The sequence below is a fragment of the Thermobifida cellulosilytica TB100 genome (assembly GCF_001517975.1).
Taxonomy (GTDB): domain Bacteria; phylum Actinomycetota; class Actinomycetes; order Streptosporangiales; family Streptosporangiaceae; genus Thermobifida; species Thermobifida cellulosilytica.
In genome coordinates, this window is the sequence record NZ_KQ950187.1 from 1 (window position 1) to 18,562 (window position 18,562).

At 75.2% G+C, this 18,562-nt stretch carries 17 protein-coding genes; 6 read left to right on the top strand and 11 right to left on the bottom strand.

The genetic code is table 11. From position 1 onward, the window contains the following. Positions 1 to 654, top strand: a 654-nt coding sequence (csx19, locus tag AC529_RS17530) for a type III-D CRISPR-associated protein Csx19 (RefSeq protein WP_068758466.1), incomplete at its 5' end; no start/stop codon positions are given. Continuing rightward, on the top strand, positions 651 to 2,795 hold the full coding sequence (locus AC529_RS17535; protein WP_068758467.1) for a TIGR03986 family type III CRISPR-associated RAMP protein: 2,145 nt from the start codon (positions 651 to 653) through the stop codon (positions 2,793 to 2,795). The genes csx19 and AC529_RS17535, both read left to right, overlap by 4 nt. A gap of 153 nt (positions 2,796 to 2,948) precedes the next feature. On the opposite strand, the gene AC529_RS17540 is transcribed toward AC529_RS17535, so the two are convergent. The 5 genes from AC529_RS17540 to AC529_RS17560 all read right to left on the bottom strand — a co-directional run bounded on the left by AC529_RS17540 (position 2,949) and on the right by AC529_RS17560 (position 7,719). Further along, on the bottom strand, positions 2,949 to 3,734 hold the full coding sequence (locus AC529_RS17540) for an aldo/keto reductase (RefSeq protein ID WP_068758468.1): 786 nt from the start codon (positions 3,732 to 3,734) through the stop codon (positions 2,949 to 2,951). A 119-nt stretch (positions 3,735 to 3,853) separates the two neighbouring features. Continuing rightward, a complete protein-coding gene (locus tag AC529_RS17545) occupies positions 3,854 to 4,876 on the bottom strand; it encodes a hemolysin family protein (protein ID WP_068758469.1) in 1,023 nt (340 codons plus the stop codon). Next, the gene (locus AC529_RS17550) at positions 4,873 to 6,252 is read right to left on the bottom strand and encodes a hemolysin family protein (protein ID WP_068758470.1); all 1,380 of its coding nucleotides are present in this window, start codon (positions 6,250 to 6,252) and stop codon (positions 4,873 to 4,875) included. The genes AC529_RS17545 and AC529_RS17550 overlap by 4 nt, the downstream gene beginning before the upstream one ends. 236 nt (positions 6,253 to 6,488) lie before the next feature. Further along, positions 6,489 to 7,043: a TrmH family RNA methyltransferase gene (locus AC529_RS17555; RefSeq protein ID WP_068758471.1), complete on the bottom strand. Its 555-nt coding sequence runs from the start codon at positions 7,041 to 7,043 to the stop codon at positions 6,489 to 6,491. 52 nt (positions 7,044 to 7,095) lie between these two features. Next, positions 7,096 to 7,719, bottom strand: a complete 624-nt coding sequence (locus AC529_RS17560; protein ID WP_068758472.1) for a class I SAM-dependent methyltransferase — start codon at positions 7,717 to 7,719, stop codon at positions 7,096 to 7,098. A gap of 122 nt (positions 7,720 to 7,841) precedes the next feature. On the opposite strand from AC529_RS17560, the gene AC529_RS17565 reads away from it, so the two are divergent. Both AC529_RS17565 and AC529_RS20205 read left to right on the top strand, forming a co-directional pair. After that, a complete protein-coding gene (locus AC529_RS17565; RefSeq protein WP_068758473.1) occupies positions 7,842 to 8,600 on the top strand; it encodes an SDR family oxidoreductase in 759 nt (252 codons plus the stop codon). An 85-nt stretch (positions 8,601 to 8,685) separates the two neighbouring features. Beyond that, positions 8,686 to 9,528 carry an amino acid permease gene (locus AC529_RS20205; protein ID WP_232306805.1) on the top strand — a complete coding sequence of 281 codons (843 nt, stop codon included), beginning with the start codon at positions 8,686 to 8,688 and terminating at the stop codon, positions 9,526 to 9,528. On the opposite strand, the gene AC529_RS17575 is transcribed toward AC529_RS20205, so the two are convergent. Next, the gene (locus tag AC529_RS17575) at positions 9,486 to 10,463 is read right to left on the bottom strand and encodes an aldo/keto reductase (protein ID WP_068758475.1); all 978 of its coding nucleotides are present in this window, start codon (positions 10,461 to 10,463) and stop codon (positions 9,486 to 9,488) included. The genes AC529_RS20205 and AC529_RS17575 overlap by 43 nt on opposite strands. 183 nt (positions 10,464 to 10,646) lie before the next feature. Between AC529_RS17575 and AC529_RS17580 the strand changes: the two genes are divergently transcribed. Beyond that, a complete protein-coding gene (locus tag AC529_RS17580; protein ID WP_068758476.1) occupies positions 10,647 to 12,221 on the top strand; it encodes an alkaline phosphatase D family protein in 1,575 nt (524 codons plus the stop codon). A 57-nt stretch (positions 12,222 to 12,278) separates the two neighbouring features. After that, entirely contained in the window at positions 12,279 to 13,277 is a 999-nt protein-coding gene (locus AC529_RS17585; protein ID WP_068758477.1) for a Gfo/Idh/MocA family protein, read from the top strand. A 56-nt stretch (positions 13,278 to 13,333) separates the two neighbouring features. On the opposite strand, the gene AC529_RS17590 is transcribed toward AC529_RS17585, so the two are convergent. From AC529_RS17590 to AC529_RS17610, 5 genes are all read right to left on the bottom strand, one after another. Continuing rightward, positions 13,334 to 15,061 carry an ABC transporter permease gene (locus tag AC529_RS17590; RefSeq protein WP_068758478.1) on the bottom strand — a complete coding sequence of 576 codons (1,728 nt, stop codon included), beginning with the start codon at positions 15,059 to 15,061 and terminating at the stop codon, positions 13,334 to 13,336. After that, entirely contained in the window at positions 15,054 to 16,208 is a 1,155-nt protein-coding gene (locus tag AC529_RS17595; protein WP_068758479.1) for an ABC transporter ATP-binding protein, read from the bottom strand. Before AC529_RS17595 ends, AC529_RS17590 begins: the two co-directional genes overlap by 8 nt. A 25-nt stretch (positions 16,209 to 16,233) precedes the next feature. Further along, the gene (locus AC529_RS17600; RefSeq protein WP_068758480.1) at positions 16,234 to 17,256 is read right to left on the bottom strand and encodes an ABC transporter substrate-binding protein; all 1,023 of its coding nucleotides are present in this window, start codon (positions 17,254 to 17,256) and stop codon (positions 16,234 to 16,236) included. Between the two features lie 404 nt (positions 17,257 to 17,660). Then, positions 17,661 to 18,305: a CBS domain-containing protein gene (locus AC529_RS17605; protein ID WP_068758481.1), complete on the bottom strand. Its 645-nt coding sequence runs from the start codon at positions 18,303 to 18,305 to the stop codon at positions 17,661 to 17,663. A 71-nt stretch (positions 18,306 to 18,376) separates the two neighbouring features. Then, complete coding sequence (locus AC529_RS17610; protein WP_449353675.1) at positions 18,377 to 18,562, bottom strand: acetate--CoA ligase family protein; 186 nt, start codon at positions 18,560 to 18,562, stop codon at positions 18,377 to 18,379.

Here is an 18,562-nt window from a genome sequence, read left to right on the forward strand (position 1 = left end):
CCGTGGCCGCAGCCGCCGGAGCCGGCGGGCGTGCGCCTGCGGGAGCTGACCGCGGCCCAGGTCGAGCAGGTGCTGGCCGACGTGTTCGACGCGGGCGTGCGCTGCGCGCTGCTGGACGGGCAGGCCCCCGGGCAGCGGCAGTGGCTGCTCGCCGAACTGGGGGACGGCCGCATCACCGGGACCTGCCCCGGGCGCAGGTGGTGGCGCTCGGACCGGAGCGCCTTCGCCGACTGGTCGGCCGCCCCGCCCGGGCCGCGGGAGCGGTGGCGGGTGCTGGAGGTCCTGGTGTTCTGCGGCTCGGCGCAGATCCGCATCGGCGAGCGGGCGGAGCAGGGCTGGCTGGCCGTCGACGAGGACGCCTCCGCCCTGCCGGACTACCTGCGCCCCCGGGACCGCAGGCTGCTGCTGGCGGGGCGCACCGCGCGGGCCGCGCCCGACGGGGCGCCGTTCAGCCTGGCCCTGGAGCCGTCGGGCAGCGCGGCGGTGCTGCCGCTGCGCTGGGGCGGGGCCGACACCGGGGGCCGGGCGTGGCTGTCGGTCCGCGAGTACTGGGCGCGCGACCCCGGCACCGGCGTGGTCGGGGTGGCCTTCCACCGCCTGACCGGCATGGGCGTCGCCGGCGCGCCGGTGCGGCCGGGGAGGAGGACGCGGTGACCCCCGAACCGCCCTGGGGCCGCCACCGGGCGCGCGCCCCCTACGGCCTGGTGCGGCTGCCCGCCGCGCCGATGCGGGCGGGCGCGCTGCACTCGGGCCTGCCGGAGGGGGTGGACACCGCCGCCCTGCTGCGCGGCCACGACCGCGCCCTGCCCGGCACCCACACCGGGTGGATCGACGTGACCCTGCACACCCTCAGCCCGCTGTTCGTCGGAGCGGCCCCGGACGGGCAGGAGAGCCGGTCGCTGCGGATCGACGGGCGCCCCGCCGTGCCCGGGTCGACGCTGCGCGGCCTGCTGCGCGCCACCCTGCGCATGCTCACCGGAGGGGAGGTGGGCCCCGTCAACACGCCCCGCCTGTTCTTCCGCGCCCCGGTCCGCCCCGGCGGGTCCGGCTCCCGGCGCGCCCGCGCCGTCGCCGCCGACCGGCACGCCCGCTACCGGCAGCGGCTGGGCGGCCGGGTCCGCCAGGGCTTCCTGGTGCACCGCGACGGCCGGTGGTACGCCCTGGAGGCGCCCGGGGGCCGCGCGGTCCCCCGGCAGGCCGGGACCGCACTGCGGATCTCCTTCGACAACCTGCGCGCCAGCCTGCGGCGGTGGCCGTTCGGGCCGGGCCGCGCCGGCTTCCCCGACCCGCCCGCGGACGGCTCCTACGGCCCCTACACCTTCGGCCCGCACCGGCCCTGGCAGTACCGCGAGGTGTTCGCGGTGGTGCTGCGGGAGCGGGGACGGCCGCGGCTGGAGCCCGAGGCCGTGCGGGTCGCGCCCGGCCGCCGGGAGGCCGAGGAGTACCTGCGCGAGTGCGGGGCGGCCGGCGAGGTGGTGCGCTGCGCGGTGGTGCTCACCGGCACGGCCGGGCCGCGGCGCGCCCGCGCCCACCTGTTCCCGCTGCCGGACGGCCTGGCCGAGGGCCGCTTCGACCCGCTGCCCCGCGGCTGCTTCCCGGTGCCGGAGGAGCTGGTGCGCCTGGTGGAGTCGGCCGACCAGCTCACCTCCTACCAGGTGGACAACTTCCCCGACGAGGTGAGCATGGTCCCCGGCGGGGCCGGGCGGCCCCGCCCGGGCGCGCTGCCGCGCCGCAGCCCCGAACCGGTGTGGTTCACCGTGGAGGCGCGCCCGCGCGGCGACGGCACCCGGTGGGTGACGTCGTTCGGCCGCGCCGGCGGCTACCGGGTCGCCGTCGGCGACGGCGACCCGGTCCGCCGCGCCGTGCCGGAGGAGCTGTGGAGCCCGCAGCAGCGCGGCGGCGGGCGGTCCGGGCGCCGGGGGCGCCCCGTGGACGTGCCCCGCGCCCTCTTCGGCGACCTCGACGTCCTCGCGGGGGAGGCGGCCTGCCGGGGGCGCGTGTCGGTGGGGCCCGTCCTGTGCGACGACCCCCGGCCGGACCTGCCGGGCGGCCCGCGGCGGGTGCGGCTGCTGGCGCCGCAGCGCGGCTGTTTCGCCAACTACCTGCTCCAGCCCGACCCGGGGCGCTACGGGGACAGCCCGCGCCTGGTCGCCTGGACGCACGAGGACGACGCGAGGCTGGGCGGGTACAAGGTGTTCCTGCACCGCTACCGCGACGACGGCGGTGTGGAGTGGCCGCCCGCGGCCGAGGCGCCCGGCGGGGCCTGCCGCGACGTCGTGCCGCTGCGGGAGGGGCTGCGCTTCACCGGCCGCATCACCTTCACCAACCTCACCGGCGCCGAGGTGGGGGCGCTGCTGCGCGCCCTGCTGCTGGACAACCCGGTCGACGGCGGCGACCCGCGCGACCCGGAGCACGCGCACAAGATCGGCATGGGCAAGAGCCTGGGACTGGGCAGCGTGCACCTGGCGCCGCGGCTGTACCTGGTGGACCGGCGGGCCCGCGCGGCGGCGCTGGACCCCGGCGCCGGGGTGGTGCGCGCCGACCCCGCGCGGGTGCGGGGCTTCCTGGCCGAGTTCGACGCGGCGCTGGCCGCGACCAGGCTGGGCGAGGCGGACCCGCGGCGGTGGCGCGAGGTGGACCAGGCCCGCGACATGCTGCTGGCGAGCAGGTGGCGGCGGCGCCTGCCGTGGGAGTGGACCGAGCCGATGGGAGTGGAGGAGTTCGCCGAGCACCCGGTGCTGCCCAGCCTGGTGGAGCGGTTCGCGCGATTCGACGCCGCAGGCGGGGGCGGGTGAGCGGTCCCGCGGCGGCCGGGCCGCCGCGGGACCGGCGATGCCCTGTGCGGGCGAGGGGCTGAGGAGAGGACCGCACCAACACGTCCGGCTGCTATGCCCTGCGGGCCACGGCTTCGCGGTCCGCCCCCAGGGTAGCCGCACTGCCGCGGCCTGTCACGGGGCGGTGCGGCCGCCCAGGGAGTCCAGGGCCGCCATGTCCTGCGGGGTGAGGGAGAAGTCGGCGACGGCGAAGTTCTCGCGGATGCGCTCGGGGGAGGCGGAGCGGGGGATGGCGATGACGCCGTGTTGCAGGTGCCAGCGCAGCACCACCTGGGCGGGGGTCCTGCCGTGGGCGGCGGCGACCGCGGTGACCACGGGGTGGGTGAGCACCGCCGCCCGGGCCAGCGGCGCCCACGCCTGGGTGGCGATGCCGTGGCGCTCGTGGTAGGCGCGCTCCTCCAGGCGGGGCCGGGCCGGGTGGAGTTCGATCTGGTTGACCGCGGGCACCACGTCGCAGGCGTCGAGCAGGACGTCGAGCTGGGCGGGGGAGAAGTTCGACACGCCGATGGCGCGCACCAGCCCGTCGGCGTGGAGCGACTCCAGGGCGCGCCAGGTGTCGACGTTGACGGAGTCGGACGCGCTGGGCCAGTGGACGAGGTACAGGTCGACGACGTCGAGGCCGAGCCTGCGGCGGCTGGCGTGGAACGCCTCCAGGGTGGCCCGGTGCCCGTGGTGGTCGTTCCACACCTTGGTGGTGACGAACACCTCGGCGCGCTCCAGCCCGGAGCCGGCGAGCGCTGCGGCGACGTCGGTCTCGTTGCGGTACATCTCGGCGGTGTCGATGCAGCGGTACCCGGTCCGCAGGGCCTCGGCGACGGCGTCGCGGCCCACCCGCCAGGTGCCGAAGCCCAGTTGTGGCATGGTGACGCCGTTGTTGAGGGTGACCACGGGGATCGTCATGGACGGCTGCTCCTCGCTGCGGTGGTGCACGCGGGCCCCTGCCCCGGGGCTGCGCGCGTCGGTCGGGACGGGCCGGGGCCGCCGCCCGCTGCGGCGGCCCCGGCGGTGGCGCGGGCCGCTCAGGGAGCGGCGGTCTCGGGGGTGCCGGCCAGCAGCAGCCGGTCCAGCATGTCCTGCATGGTGACCAGCCCCACCAGCTCCTCGCCGTCCTCGACCAGGGCCAGGTGGGTGCGGCTCTCCCGCATGATGCTCAGCGCCGCGTAGATCGGCGTGGTGGCGTCCAGGGTCAGCACCGGCCGCATCAGGTCGGCGGCGGTGGTGCCGGGAGCGGCGGTGAAGGTGTCGCGGACGTGGAGGACGCCGAAGGGCTCGTCGTCGCCGACCACCAGGCGCAGGTGCCCGCTGTCGCGGGCGACCCGGCGGATCTCCTCCAGGCCGGCGTCCGCGCGGACCTGCGCGAACTCCTCCCGGGGGGTGATGATCCCGCGCAGCGGCCGGGAGTTGACCTCCAGCGCGGTGGCGAGCTGGGCGCGCCGCTCGGGGTCCAGCGCCCCGGCCTTGGCGGAGTGCTCGACGAGCTCCCGCAGGTCGTCGGGGCCGTGCCCGGAGGCGACCTCGTCGACGGCCTCCACGCCCAGCCGGTGCAGGCACCAGTTGGCCAGGCCGTTGAGGGCGACCAGCGCGGGCCGGGTGGCCCACATGAACGCGCGCATCGGCAGGGCCAGCAGGGTCGCCGACCGCTCCGGGTGGGAGATGGCCCAGGACTTGGGCGCCATCTCGCCGACCACCAGGTGCACGAAGGTGACGATCACCAGCGACAGCACGAAGGAGGCGGCGTAGGCGGCGCCGTCGGGCAGCCACCCGTGGAACAGCGGTTCCACGAGGTGGTGCACGGCCGGTTCGGCGAGGGCGCCCAGCGCCAGGGTGCACAGGGTGATGCCCAGTTGGGACCCGGCCAGCAGCAGCGACAGGTCGCGGGCGCTGCGCAGCGCGGCGCGCGCCGAGACGCTGGTCTCCGCGGCCTCCTCCAGCCGGTAGCGGCGCGCCGAGACCAGGGCGAACTCGATGGCGACGAAGAACGCCGACAGGCCGACGACGGCGGCGGACAGCACGAGGGCGAGCACCGGGTTCAGGTCGCTCACGCGGTCACCTCCGTCCGGCTGCCGCGGGGCGCCTCGTGCAGTTCCAGGCGCACGGTCTCGGGGACGTGGCGGTCCACGGTCTCCACGACGAGGGTGACGGCCCAGTCGGGCTCGTCCTCGTCGGCTCCGGGGTGGCGGGGCAGTTCGACGGTGACCCGGTCGGCGGGGCGGGGCAGGCGGCGCAGCCAGGCGATGACGAGGCCGCCGATGGTCTCGTAGTCGCCCGCGGGCAGGTCGCGGCCGAGGAGGCGTTCGACCTCGTCGACGTGGAGTGCGCCGGGCAGCAGCCAGTCGCCCTCCTCGCTGACGCGGGCGCGGGACTCGTCCTCTGGGTCGTGCTCGTCGGCGATCTCGCCGACGAGCTCCTCGGCGATGTCCTCGGTGGTGATGACCCCGGCCAGGCCGCCGTACTCGTCGACGACGCAGGCGAACTGCTCGCCGGTGTCGCGCAGCCGGGCCAGCAGCGCCGGCAGCGGCAGCGAGGTGGGGACCAGCACGGCGTCGCGGGCGATGTCGGCCACGCGGGCGCCCGAGCGCTCCTCCTCGCCCAGCGCGAGGATGTCGCGCAGGCACACGACGCCGGAGACGGTCTCGACCCCGGTGAGGACCGGGAAGCGGGAGTGGCCGGTGGCGGTCATGAGCTCCACGGCGCGGTCCACCGGGTCGTCGGCCTGCACGGAGGTGACCTGCGGCCGCGGGATCATCGCGTGCTCGGCGGTGCGCTCGTGGAAGTCCAGGGTGCGGTCCAGCAGGGTGGACAGCTCCGCGGGCAGGTCCCCGCTCTCCCGGGACTCCTCGACGATGCGCTCCAGGTCGCGCGGGGTGGCGGCGTGCTGCACGTCCTCCACCGGGGTGATGCGCACCGCCTTGAGCAGCAGCACGGAGGCGCGGTCGAACAGCCAGATGAGCCAGCCGAAGAGCCGCAGGTAGACGCCGGTGGACAGGGCCAGGCGGCGGGCGACGGGCTCGGGCCGGGCGATGGCGAGGTTCTTGGGGAACAGCTCGCCGAAGACCATCTGCACGACGGTGGAGAACAGCAGGGCCGCGACGGTGCCGACGGCGACCCCGGTGCCCGCGGGGACGCCGGCCCCGCCGAGGAGCTCGCCGATGCCCGAGCCGATCATGGGCTCGGCGACGTAGCCGACGAGCAGGCCGGTGACCGTGATGCCGAGCTGGGCGCCCGACAGCATGAAGGAGGTGCGGGCCGTGATGTCGAGGACGCGGCGGGCGGTGGTGTCGCCCGCGGCGGCGCGGGCCTTGACCCGGGAGCGGTCCACGGCGACGTAGCCGAACTCCTGGGCGACGAAGTAGCCGGTGACCGCGGTGATCAGGAAGACCACCAGGACTCCGAGGAGGATGCTGAGGACGGTGCTCATCGCGCACACACCGCCTCGGAGGTGCGGGTCCCGGTGTGCGCGCGGCCGGGTGAGTGGGGGTCGTCGGATTCGGGGGCGCAGCGTCTGTGGACGCTGCTGCTACTTCGGGACGGGTCCATTGCCTCTCTCTTCGGTGGTGAAGCGGTTGCTGGTGATACGTGTGCCAGGGCTGAGAAGTTCCCGGTGGGGGCGGACTTGAACCCTGGCGGTGCAGGTGAAGTCGTGCGGGCGCCCGGTCAGTCGGCGGGAGCGTCCCCGTCGGGCAGGGCCTGCCATTCGCGGCGGCGGGTCTCGGCGATGGCGATGGCGGCGGCGACGGCGACGTTGAGGGAGCCGACGCGCCCGGTCTGCGGGATGTAGGCGACGGCGTCGGCGGCGGCCAGCAGGGCCGGGGAGCAGCCGTGGTCCTCGGCGCCCACAGCCAGGCAGACGTCCCCGTCCAGGGGGGCGCGGTGCAGGGGGAGGGCGCCCCGGGCCAGTTCCACGGCGACGACCCGGTAGCCGTCGGCGCGGGCGGCGGCGACGGCGTCGGCCGTGGCCGGGGTCCTCTCCCAGCGGACCTTGGTGTGGGTGCCCAGCGCGGTCTTGTTGACCTGGGGGTGCTCGGGGGTGACGGCGTTGCCGGTGAGCCACACGGTGCCGACGCCGAAGGTGGCCGCGGTGCGCAGGATGGAGCCGAGGTTGAACGGCTGGGTGACCGATTCGACGATGAGGCTGATCCGGTTGTGGGTGTTCCTGCGCCAGTGGCGGTTGAGCCGTTTGACGTCGGTGGGGCGCAGTTGCGTGCTCACCTGGGGCGTGTCCTTGCGTGGGTGTCGGGTCGGGATCGAGTCTAGCGGCAGGTCAGGCATGGTGCGTGGTGCGCAGGATTCTATAGCCGGCGCGGGAGGCGACGCGCTCGGTGGGACGGCCGGTCTCCTCCAGCCAGCGGTGCAGCGAGTCGGCGCCGAGGTGCTTGTGCACGACCAGGTGGGCGTGGGCGCCCTCCTCCAGGCGGGACAGCCAGATGGCCAGCAGGGCGTGCAGGGCCTGCTTGCCGATGCGGATGGGCGGGTTGGACCACAGGGCGGCGAAGGGGCCGGCCAGCGGGGAGCCAGGCTGCGGGGGGTTGCCCGCCGCGGGCGCGGCGTGGAAGCTGGCGTTGGCCACGCCGTTGGCCGCGGCGTTGCGGCGGGCCAGGTCGAGGGCGCGCCGGTTGGTGTCGACGCCGACGACGGCGGCGTGGGGGGCGCGGCGGGCCATGGTCAGCGCGATGGGGCCGTAGCCGCAGCCGAGGTCGAGGAGGGTGCCGCGGTCCGGGGGCGGCGGGACGGTCTCCAGCAGGATGCGGGTGCCCAGGTCGACCCGGTCGGGGGAGAAGACGCCGCGGTCGGTGTCCAGGCGCAGGTGCAGGTCGGGCAGGACCAGGGTGACGGTGGCGGCGCGGCTGGGCGCGGCCGGGTCGGGGTCGAAGTAGTGCGGGGCCACGTGGGGTGAGGGTAGCAGCGGCGGACCGTGCGCGGGGCCGGTCGCGGCAGGCCCGCCACCACACAGACCTACTGGTCGGTATTTTGGTGGGGTCGGTTCCTCCCCGGTGAAGGAGTAGTGTCGTGGAACGTTTCGCAGGCAGGGTCGCGGTGGTGACGGGCGCCAGCCGGGGCATCGGCTTGGCCGTGGCGCGCCGCATCGTCGACGAGGGCGGCCGGGTCGTGATCACCGCGCGCGGGGCCGAGGCCCTCGCCGCCGCGGCCGAGCAGCTCGGCGGCCCCGAGCGCGCGCTGGCGGTGCCCGGCCGCGCCCACGACGCCGCGCACCGCGCCGAGGCCGTCCGCAGGGCCCTGGAGGCGTTCGGACGCGTCGACGTCCTGGTCAACAACACCGGCATCAACCCGGTCTTCGACGCGGTCGTCAACGTCGGCGAGGCCGCCATGGCCAAGATCTTCGAGGTCAACGTGATCGCCGCGGTCGGCTGGGTGCGCGAGGTCCACAACGCCTGGATGGCCGAGCACGGCGGCGCGATCGTCAACGTGGCCTCCCTCGCCGGCCAGCACCCCTCCCCCGGCATCGGCGTCTACGGCACCAGCAAGGCGGCGCTGATCAACCTCACCCAGCAGTTGGCCTACGAACTGGCCCCCCGCCGCATCCGGGTCAACGCGGTCGCCCCCGGCGTGGTCCGCACCCGCTTCGCCGAGGCGCTGTACGCCGACAACGAGGAGGAGGTCGCGGCCGGCTACCCGCTGGGGCGGCTGGGCGAGCCCGAGGACGTGGCGGCGGCCGTCGCCTACCTGGCCTCCTCCGACGCCTCCTGGGTGACCGGCCAGGTCATCACCCTCGACGGCGGCCGGACGCTGCGCGCCGGGGTGGAGTAGCCCCGGCGCGCCGCAGGGCGGGGTGTTCAGCGGCGGGTGGCGGGGTCTTCACGCGAGCGTGACGTGGATGAGGCACACTCGCGCCGTGGGAACCTCACTGTTTTCAGGACGCGCCGAGGCCCGGGGAGGGCTGCACGGCGTGCGCGCGGTCGGGGCCGGACTCGGCGCGATGGTGGGCGCCGGGGTGTTCGCCGTCCTGGCCCCGGCGGCGCGCGCCGCCGGAGTGTGGCTGCCCCTGGCGCTGGCGATCGCGGCGACGGTGGCCTACTGCAGCGCCGTCTCGGAGATCCGCCTGGCCCTGCACCACCCCGGGCGGGGCGGCGCCTACGTGTACGGGCAGCGCCGCCTGGGGGAGGGGTGGGGCCTGCTCGCCGGATGGGCGTTCGCGGTGGGCGCGGTGGCCGCGTGCACCGCGGTGGCGCTGACCTTCGGCGCCCACGTCTGGCCGGGGCACCCCCGGGCGGGGGCGCTGGCGGTGCTGGCCGTGGTGGTGGCGCTGGCCTGGAGCGGGCTGCGCGCCCCCGCCGGGCTGGCGGCGCGTGGCCGCGCTGGCCGCGGCGCTGCTGCTGGTGCTCTACTTCTTCCTGGCCTCCATGAGCCGCCAGGCCTACCCGGCGCCCGAGGCCCAGCCCTCGCCCGCCCCGTCGCCGTCCCCGTCGGCGCCCTCGCCCTCGCCGCAGGACTCGCCCGCCCCGTCGCCGAGCCCCTCGCCGGCCCGGCCGTCGCCGCAGGACGGGCCGCCGTCGGTGTCGCCGCCGCCCTCGCCGGTCCCCTCGGTGTCGGTCGACCCCGACGACTACGAGAACTTCCCCGAGGGCACGCCCGCCCCGGAGGACCTGCTGTGACCGCGCGCCCGGCGGCCCGGGCCGCCGGGCGCGCCGCGCCTCACCAGCGGTGGTGCACCAGCGGGCGGATCAGCTCGTCGTAGACCTCGCGCACCCGGGCGTGCACGTCCGCGGAGAGCGGGGGCAGGTCGGCGGCTGCGGCGTTGCCGCGCGCCTGGGCGGCGTTGCGGGCGCCCGGGATGACCACGCTCACGCCCGGCTGGTCGAGGATCCAGCGCAGCGCGAACTGCGCCATGGTCGCGCCCTCGGGGACCAGGGGGCGCAGCCGCTCCACCGCGGCCAGCCCGGTGGCGTAGTCGACGCCGGAGAACGTCTCGCCCACGTCGAACGCCTCGCCGTTGCGGTTGAAGGCGCGGTGGTCGTCGGCGGAGAAGACGGTGTCGGCGGAGAACCTGCCCGACAGCAGCCCGCTGGCCAGCGGGACCCGGGCGATGACGCCGACCCCGGCCTGCCGGGCGGCGGGCAGCACCTCCTCCAGCGGCTTGAGGCGGAAGGCGTTGAGGATGATCTGCACGCTGGCCACGTTGGGGCGCCGGATCGCGGCCAGCGCCTGCTCGCAGGTCTCCACGCTGACGCCGTAGGCGGCGATCCGCTGCTGCTCGACCATGGCGTCCAGGGCGTCGAAGACCGCGTCGTCGGCGTAGACCGCGGAGGGCGGGCAGTGCAGTTGCACCAGGTCGATGGTGTCCACCCCGAGGTTGGCCCGGGAGCGGTCGTTCCAGGCGCGGAAGTTGTCGGGGTTGTAGATCTCGGGGGACTGCGCCATGCGCCGCCCCATCTTCGTGGCCACGGTCAGGCCGTCGTACTCCTTGAGCAGGCGGCCCACCAGGCGCTCGCTGCGTCCGTCCCCGTAGACGTCGGCGGTGTCGAAGAAGGTGACGCCGGAGTCGGCCGCGGCGTGCAGCGCGTCCAGGGCGTCGGCCTCGCTGACCTCGCCCCAGGCGTCGCCGATCTGCCAGGCGCCGAACCCCACGACGCCGACGTCCCTGCCGGTCCTGCCGAGCACACGAGTTTCCATGCTGCCGATCCTAGGAGGAACTTAACCGGTTCGGCAAAGGCGGGGGGCGCGGTCGGGCCGCCAACGGGCGGCCAAGGACGACCCAATTTTCCCTGTATGGGCGGCCCTCCTGCGCGTTCCGTGCCATCGCGGAACAGATCATGCACAGGGAGTGATATCGCCACTTTCCGTGATGGGGGCTCGATGGTGCACCGCACGCGACCCGCAGTCCCGCCGTCCCGCCGCCGCTTCCTCGGCATCGGCGCCGCCTCGGCCGCCGCCGTCGCCCTGGGCACCGGCCTGTTCCCCGCCCCGACCGGCCGCAGCGCCTCGGCGAGCTCCTACCCCTTCACCCTCGGCGTGGCCTCCGGCGACCCGCGCCCCGACGGGGTGGTGCTGTGGACCCGGCTGGCCCCCGACCCGCTGGCCCCCGACGGCCGGGGCGGCATGGACGAGCGCGACGTCCCCGTCTCCTACCAGGTCGCCGCGGACGAGCGCTTCACCACCGTGGTGCACCGGGGCACGGCCGTGGCCTCCGCCGAGCTCGGGCACTCGGTCCACCCCGAGGTCACCGGCCTGGAACCGGACCGCGAGTACTTCTACCGCTTCCAGGCCATGGGCGAGATCAGCCCGGTGGGGCGCACCCGCACCGCACCGGACCCGCGCACCGAGCCCGCCGCGCTGAGCTTCGCCTTCGCCTCCTGCCAGCGGTGGGACCACGGCCACTACACCGCCTACCGCCACCTGGCCGAGGAGGACCTGCACCTGGTCCTCCACCTGGGCGACTACCTGTACGAGTACCCGGTCGGCGGAGAGGTCCGCGGGGTCGCCGTCCCCGACCACCTGGCGGTCGAGACCGTGACCCTGGAGCAGTACCGCGTCCGCTACGGCCTCTACAAGAGCGACCCCCACCTGCAGGCGGCGCACGCCCGCTTCCCCTGGGTCGCCGTCCTCGACGACCACGAGGTCAGCAACAACTGGGCGGGGGCCGCCGACACCGACGGCGCGGCGCTGGCCCGCCGCGCCGCCGCGTTCCAGGCCTACTACGAGAACCTGCCGCTGCGCCGCTCCTCCCTGCCCGAGGGGCCCGCCATGGGGCTGCACCGCAGGATCTCCTGGGGGAGGCTGGCCGACCTCACCGTGCTCGACACCCGCCAGTACCGCGACGACCAGCCCTGCGGCGACGGCCGCTCCGACTGCCCCGAGCGCTTCGCCCCCGACCGCACCCTGCTCGGCGCCGACCAGCGCGACTGGCTGCTGCACGGGCTGCGCACCTCGGCCGCGCGCTGGCACGTGCTGGGCAACCAGGTGCCGATGACCCAGGTCGACAGCGACCCCGGCCCCGCCGCCCGGGTGTGGCTGGACTCCTGGGACGGCTACGTCGCCGAACGCGACCGGGTGCTGGCCGAGGCCGCCGCCTCCGGGGTGCGCAACCTGGTCGTGGTCACCGGGGACCGGCACCAGAACCACGCCGCCGAGCTCCTGGCCGACCACTCCGCCCCCGGCTCCCCGGTGGTGGGCGCCGAGTTCGTGGGCACCTCCGTCACCAGCAACCGCGACGGCCAGGACCTGGGGCCGCAGGGCAGGGCGCTGCTGGAGGCCAACCCGCACCTGAGGTTCGTCAACGAGCAGCGCGGGTACGTGCGCTGCCTGGTCACCCCCGGGCACTGGTACACCGACTTCCGGGTGCTGCCCTACGTGACCAGCCCCGACGCCCCCGTGTCCACCCGGGCCACCTTCGTCGTCGAGGACGGCCGCCCCGGCCTGCTGGAGGGCTAGCCGGGCGCCGCCCCGCCGCGCTCGCCGTGCCTTAACCGATTCAGTAGAGTGTGCGGCATGACGACGGACAGTGGTGTGCTGCGGTGGGGCGTCCTGGGGACCGGCGGGATCGCCACCGCCTTCCTGGAAGGGCTGAGCGTGGTCGGCGGCGCCCGCGTCACCGCGGTCGGCTCGCGCAGCGAGGAGTCGGCCGCGCGCTTCGCCGACACCTGGGCCGTCCCCAACCGGCACGTCGGAGCGGAGGCGCTGGCCGCCGACCCCGAGGTGGACGTCGTCTACGTCGCCACCCCCCACCCGGCCCACCACGCGGGCACCCTGGCCTGCCTGGCGGCGGGCAAGCACGTCCTGTGCGAGAAGCCGCTGGCCATGAACGTCCGCGAGGTCACCGAGATGGTCGAGGCGGCCCGCCGCAGCGGCTGCTTCCTCATGGAGGCCATGTGGACCCGCTTCGCCCCCGCCAGCCGCCGGATCAGCCACCTGGTCGCCGACGGCGCGATCGGGGAGCTGCGGCTGCTCACCGCGAACTTCGGCAACGCCGTGCCCTACGACCCCGCCAGCCGGCTGTGGGCGCCGGAGCTCGGCGGCGGCGCCCTGCTGGACCTGGGCGTCTACCCGGTGGCGCTGGCCTCGCACTTCCTCGGCGACCTCACCGTGGTGGGCGCCAGCGGCAGGCTCGCCCCCAACGGGGCGGTCGACGCCCAGACCACCGTGCTGGTGGAGAACGGCGAGGGCGTGAGCGGCCTGCTGGCCTGCTCGCTGGACGCGCCGCTGCCCAACCGGGCCGTGCTGATCGGCACCCGCGGCCGGATCGAGCTGGAGCGCTGGTGGTGCCCGACCGACTTCGTGCTCCACCGCGACGGCCGCGACCCGGAGGCCTACGCCTTCCCGCACCGCGCCAACGGCTACGAGCACGAGGCTGAGGAGGTGGCCCGCTGCGTGGCCGCGGGCCTCCAGGAGAGCCCGCTCATGCCGTGGGAGGAGAGCCTACGCGTCATGCGCGTCATGGACGAGGTGCGCGAGCGCCTGGGCGTGGTCTACCCGGCCGACGCCGCCTAGCGCCCGGACGGCGGCGGCCCCGCGCGGCACGGTCGCGCGGGGCCGCCGCGGCCCCGCTACGGGGCGCCGCCGCTGTTGGGGCGCCCGCCCAGGGCCAGCACCGTCAGCACCACCGCCGTGGAGACCACGGTGATGACCACCGACAGCGCCGCCAGTAGCGGGAACGTGCCCGCGGTCCACAGGTCCAGGATGGCCTGGCCCACCACCGGCGAGCCCGGTCCGGCGAGCATCGCCGAGGCGTTGATCTCGCCCGCCGACAGGATGAACAGCAGCGACCAGCCCGCCACCAGGCTCGGCGCCATCAGCGGCAGGACCACCCGCAGGAAGATCCGCCAGTCGCGGGCGCCGGACACCTCCGCGGCCTCCCGCATCTCCGGGCCGATCTGCTGGATCGCGGAGTTGGCGTAGAACGACCCCTGCGGCAGGAAGATCACCACGTAGGCGCTAACCAGCAGCAGGGTCCCGTTCCAGCCGAACGGCGGTCCGGCGAAGGCCACCAGGAAGGCGATGCCCACCACGATGTGCGAGATCGCCGCCGGGATCTTGATGACGCCGTCGACGAGGCGGCCCGCCACGGAGCGGCGCCGGTAGGACAGGTAGGCCAGCAGCGCCGACAGCAGGGTGGTGATGGTCGCGGTGAGCAGCGCCAGCAGCAGGCTGTTGGTGATGCCGCGGCGCACCGCCAGCCGCCCCCACAGGTCGACGTAGTTGTCGGTGGTCAGGGCGCCGAGGTCGACCTGCGGCGTCCAGAAGCCCTGGAAGGAGACCAGCAGCAGGGCCAGGAACGGCAGGACCGAGGTGGCCCCCAGGTAGCCGAGCACCAGCAGCCGGGCCGGCAGCTTCCACCGCCCCAGCGTGACCAGCGCCGCGCGCGCCCCGCGCCCGCCGATGCGGGCGAAGCGCCCCCTGGCCATGACGCGCCGCTCCACCGACCAGGCGACGACCACGGTGACGATGAGCACCAGGCTCATGCTCAGCGCCGTCACCAGGTCCGGCGGGTACTGGCGGGTCACCGCGTGCACGATGGACACCGGCAGCACCTCGATCCGGGCCGAGGTGCCGATGACCACGGGCACCGAGAACAGCGCGAAGCCGATGGTGATGAGCTGTAGCACCGCCGCGCCCATGGCCGGCTTGAGGTTGGGCAGGGTCACCCGGAACAGCGTCCTGGCCGGCCCGCACCCGGAGACCCGGGCCGCCTCCTCCAGCGCCGGGTCCAGCGACTGCAGGCCGCTGGAGATCGCCAGGTAGGCGTAGGGGGTCAAGTAGAGGGCGTAGACGAAGACCAGGCCGGGCCAGGTGAAGATGTCCAGCGGGCCGCTGTCGGCCTGGACGCCGAAGAGCGCCAGCACCTGCCGCAGCGCGTGGTTGAGGTAGCCCGCCTTGGGGCTGGCCAGGAACACCCAGCCGATCGACCCCGCGATGGCGGGCACGAACAGCGGCATCAGCGGCAGCGCCTCGGCCGCCCAGCCCATCCGGGCGTCGGTGCGCACGTTGATCCACGCGAGCACGGCGCCGACGAGGAACGCCAGCCCGCCCCCCGCGGCCACGGCCACGACCGCGTTGCGGATCACCTCCAGGGTCTTTGCACCGGCGAGCACGTCGAGGACGGCGGGCAGCTCCCGGCCCAGCTCGCCGACGAAGGCGCGGCCCACCGGGTAGACGACGAAGAAGACGACGACCGCTGCCGCCGCCCAGCTCACCAGCGTGAAGGTGGAGAGCCTGCGGCGGGGGCGCGGCGGCGCGGCGGGGGCGGCCGGGGGCCGTTGCAGCGTGTCAGTCATGGTCGAGCACCACGACGCACGCGGCGGGGTCGACCCCGACCCACACCTTCCGGCCGGGGACCAGCTCCGGGTCGTCGGCCGCCCACACCCGGACGCTCGTCTCGCCGATCCGGACCACGTACTCGGTGTGGGAGCCGGCGAAGACGGCGGCGGCGACCTCGCCCGGCCAGGCGTTCTCGCCCGGGCGCTCGGCGGTGTCGATCCACCAGCGGTGGGCGCGGCTGGCCACGACCCGCGCGGCGCCGGCGGGCCCCTCGGGGGCCGGACCGGCGACGCGCACCGGGCCGACGGCGGTGTGCACCAGACGGGCGTCGCCGCCGTCCGAGGTCACCGGGAGCAGGTTGGCGGTCCCGATGAACTCGGCCACGTAGCGGTTGCGGGGCCGCTCGTAGATGTCGCGGGCCGACCCGTTCTGCATGACCCGGCCGGAGCGCATCACGGTGATCTGGTCGGCCAGCTCCATCGCCTCGGCCTGGTCGTGGGTGACGTAGACCGCGGTGAAGCCGAGGTCCTGCTGCATGGCGCGCAGCTCCCGGCGCAGGATCTCGCGGACCTTGGCGTCGATGTTGGACAGCGGCTCGTCGAAGAGCACCACGTCGGTGCCCGCGACGATGGCGCGGGCCAGCGCCACGCGCTGCTGCTGGCCGCCGCTGAGCTGCCCGATCGCGCGGCTGCCGTGCGAGGACAGGCCCATGATCTTGAGGACCTCCTCGACCCGGGCCCGGATCTGCTCCTTGGGCATCCGCTCCCGGCGGGGGCCGGTGGTCAGCGGGAAGGCCACGTTGTCGGCCACGGTCATGTTGGGCCACAGCGCGTAGCTCTGGAACACCATGCCCACCGGGCGGTCCTGGGGCTCGACGGTGCGCAGGCCGGGGCCGAAGACCGGCACCCCGTCGATGGTGATGCGCCCCTCGTCGGGGTGCTCCAGGCCGGCCAGGCAGCGCAGCAGCGTGGTCTTGCCGCAGCCGCTGGGGCCCAGCAGGACGCAGAAGTCGCCCTTGGGCAGGTGCAGGGTGACGTCGTCGACGGCCGCCACGACCGTTCCGTCGGGTGCGCGGAAGCGCTTGCGCAGACCGACGATGTCCACCCCGGTGCGCGGCCCCTCCGCGCCGGCGGGCGCCGAGGCGTCGTGCGTGGTCAGGGTCATCGGAGGTTCTCCTTGGCGGGATCGGTCAGAAGCCGAGCAGCTCGTTGAGGCGGCCCTGCTCCTCCAGGGCGAGGCCCAGGTCGGGGGCGACGTAGCCCTCGGGCTCGGGCAGGGTGCCCTCCAGCTCGCCGAGCGGGGAGATGCCGAAGCCCTCGTTGAGCGCGATCTGCCCCTTCTCCGACATCAGGAAGTCGGCGAACAGCAGCGCGGCGTTGGGGTGCGGGGAGCCCTCGGCCACGGCGGTGTACTGCTCGACGCCGGTGGTGGGGGACAGGTAGGCCAGCTCCACGGGGGCGCCGGACTCCTTGAGCGGGTTGACCACCGAGGGCAGGCTGGGGAAGGTGACCAGGGACTCTCCGGCGGCCACCTGCTGGGTGCCGGGGATGGCGCTGTCGACCTTCTGGATGCCGTTGTCGGCCAGGCCCTCCAGGAACTCCTCGCCGTACTCGTCCTTGAGGAGGCGCAGCAGCTCGACCCAGGACAGGAACGACTTGGGGTCGGCCGTGACGATCTCGCCCTCCAGCTCGGGGGCGAGCAGGTCCTCCCAGCTCTCCAGGTCGGAGGCGGACAGCTCCTCGGTGTTGTAGGCGACGCCGATGGGCTGGGAGTTGACCAGGAAGTAGGCGTTGCGGAACAGGGCCTCCTGCGGCCAGTCGGCCAGGCTGTCCACCTGGTCGGCGGGGAGCTCGCGGACCCAGCCCTTCTCCAGGTACTCGTCGATCACGTGGGCCTCGGGGATGGTGATCAGGTCGCCCACGGACTGGCCGGAGTCGCGCTCGGTGGAGAAACGCTGCGCCACGACGGGGGAGCCCATCCGGACCACCTCGACGGGGATGCCGTACTCCTCCTCGAAGGCGGCGGACACGGCCTGCACCGGCTCGTCGGGGATGGAGACGTACCAGGTGACGACGCCCTCGCTCCGGGCCGCCTCGACCAGGCCGTCGTCCTCTCCGCCGCCGGCGGACTCCCCTGTGCCGCCGCAGGCGGTCGCGACCAGGGTCAGGGCCAGCGCAACCGAGCCGAACGGCAGCCAGCGGGGTGTGCTCATCGTTCCTCCAAAGGAAGAGTGATATAGCTCATTATGAGGTTGAATATTGTTATCATGATTTAGAGTGCAAGACCACCCCGTCCGGTCGGCTCGGTGCGGGGCGGGGGCGGCCTGGGGGGCGGGAAAATATGGCTGTTTGTTCCCTTTGGCCACGTATGTTACGTGATGTCCGTTACTTGGCAATGTCGGGTGGGCAACATCGGGGCAGCTCCGACCGCGCACCAGGCGCCCGGCGGCTCCTCCCCCAAGGCCCCCGCCGCGGCGCAGGGGAGGCGGCGGGCCGCGCCCGCGGCGGGCGCGGCGCGGCCCGAAGACCGGCGGCCGCGGGGAGGGGCCGTCCCGCGGCCGGGGACTGCTCCGCCGGCGGGTACGGCGCGCCGCCGCGGGAGCGTGCTCGGGCAGGCTCAGCGCACCCGGCGCAGCGGCGCCAGGTCGTCGGTGCCGTAGGCGAGCCGGTCGTGCACCCGCACCACGCCCTCCACCCGGCGCACCGAGCGGACCAGCCGGGGGACCACCGAGCGCACCGGCACCGTGCCGTCCAGGCGGACCACGCCGTCGTCCACCGACACGGCCACCTCCGACAGGCCGAACTCGCCGCGCACCACGTCCCGCTCCACCGTGTCGCGCAGCTCGCCGTCGGAGACGAAGTAGACGCGCAGCAGGTCGGAGCGGCTGACGATCCCCAGCAGCCGGCCGTCGCCGGTGACCACCGGCAGCCGCTTGATCCGGTGGCGGCGCATCCGCTCGGCGGCCTCGCGCGGCGTCGCGTCCGCGGTGACGGTGACCGCGGGCGTGCTCATCAGGTCCCGCGCCACCGGGCCGCCCGGCTCCTCCCCTGCGGGGAGGACCGCCTCCTCCAGGTCCGGGGCGGCCAGGCCGAGCAGCAGGTCGCTCTCCGAGACGACCCCCACCACGCGGTGGTCGGCGTCCAGGACGGGCATCGCGCTGACCCCGTTCATCCGCAGCGACACCGCGAGCTTCTTGAAGCCCGCCTCCTCGAACGCGGCCACGACGTGCGTGGTCATCAGGTCGCCGATGGTGGTGGCCATGGGTTGCTCCTCAGGTTCTGCTCTCGTCGGCCCCGTCCGCGGCGGGCGGGGCACGGGCGGGTCCGGCCCGGTCACAGCGGCCGCAGCGCCCGCAGGTAGGGGTCNCCCGCCGGGGGCGCCGCCAGCCGGACGCGCGCGTCCACGCACACCGCCCCCGACGGGTGCGCCACCACCGGGTTCAGGTCCAGCTCGGCCACCTGCGGCAGGTCCACCGCCAACTGCGACAGCCGCAGCGCGGCGTCGCGCAGCGCGGCCAC

What these genes read in the sequence shown, in the direction of transcription:
- AC529_RS17540 (WP_068758468.1), bottom strand. Translation starts at nt 3,734, where the DNA reads ATGACGATCCCCGTGGTCACCCTCAACAACGGCGTCACCATGCCACAA.
- AC529_RS17550 (WP_068758470.1), bottom strand. Translation starts at nt 6,252, where the DNA reads ATGAGCACCGTCCTCAGCATCCTCCTCGGAGTCCTGGTGGTCTTCCTG.
- AC529_RS17575 (WP_068758475.1), bottom strand. Translation starts at nt 10,463, where the DNA reads ATGGAAACTCGTGTGCTCGGCAGGACCGGCAGGGACGTCGGCGTCGTG.
- AC529_RS17580 (WP_068758476.1), top strand. Translation starts at nt 10,647, where the DNA reads ATGGTGCACCGCACGCGACCCGCAGTCCCGCCGTCCCGCCGCCGCTTC.
- AC529_RS17585 (WP_068758477.1), top strand. Translation starts at nt 12,279, where the DNA reads ATGACGACGGACAGTGGTGTGCTGCGGTGGGGCGTCCTGGGGACCGGC.
- AC529_RS17590 (WP_068758478.1), bottom strand. Translation starts at nt 15,061, where the DNA reads ATGACTGACACGCTGCAACGGCCCCCGGCCGCCCCCGCCGCGCCGCCG.
- AC529_RS17595 (WP_068758479.1), bottom strand. Translation starts at nt 16,208, where the DNA reads ATGACCCTGACCACGCACGACGCCTCGGCGCCCGCCGGCGCGGAGGGG.
- AC529_RS17600 (WP_068758480.1), bottom strand. Translation starts at nt 17,256, where the DNA reads ATGAGCACACCCCGCTGGCTGCCGTTCGGCTCGGTTGCGCTGGCCCTG.
- AC529_RS17605 (WP_068758481.1), bottom strand. Translation starts at nt 18,305, where the DNA reads ATGGCCACCACCATCGGCGACCTGATGACCACGCACGTCGTGGCCGCG.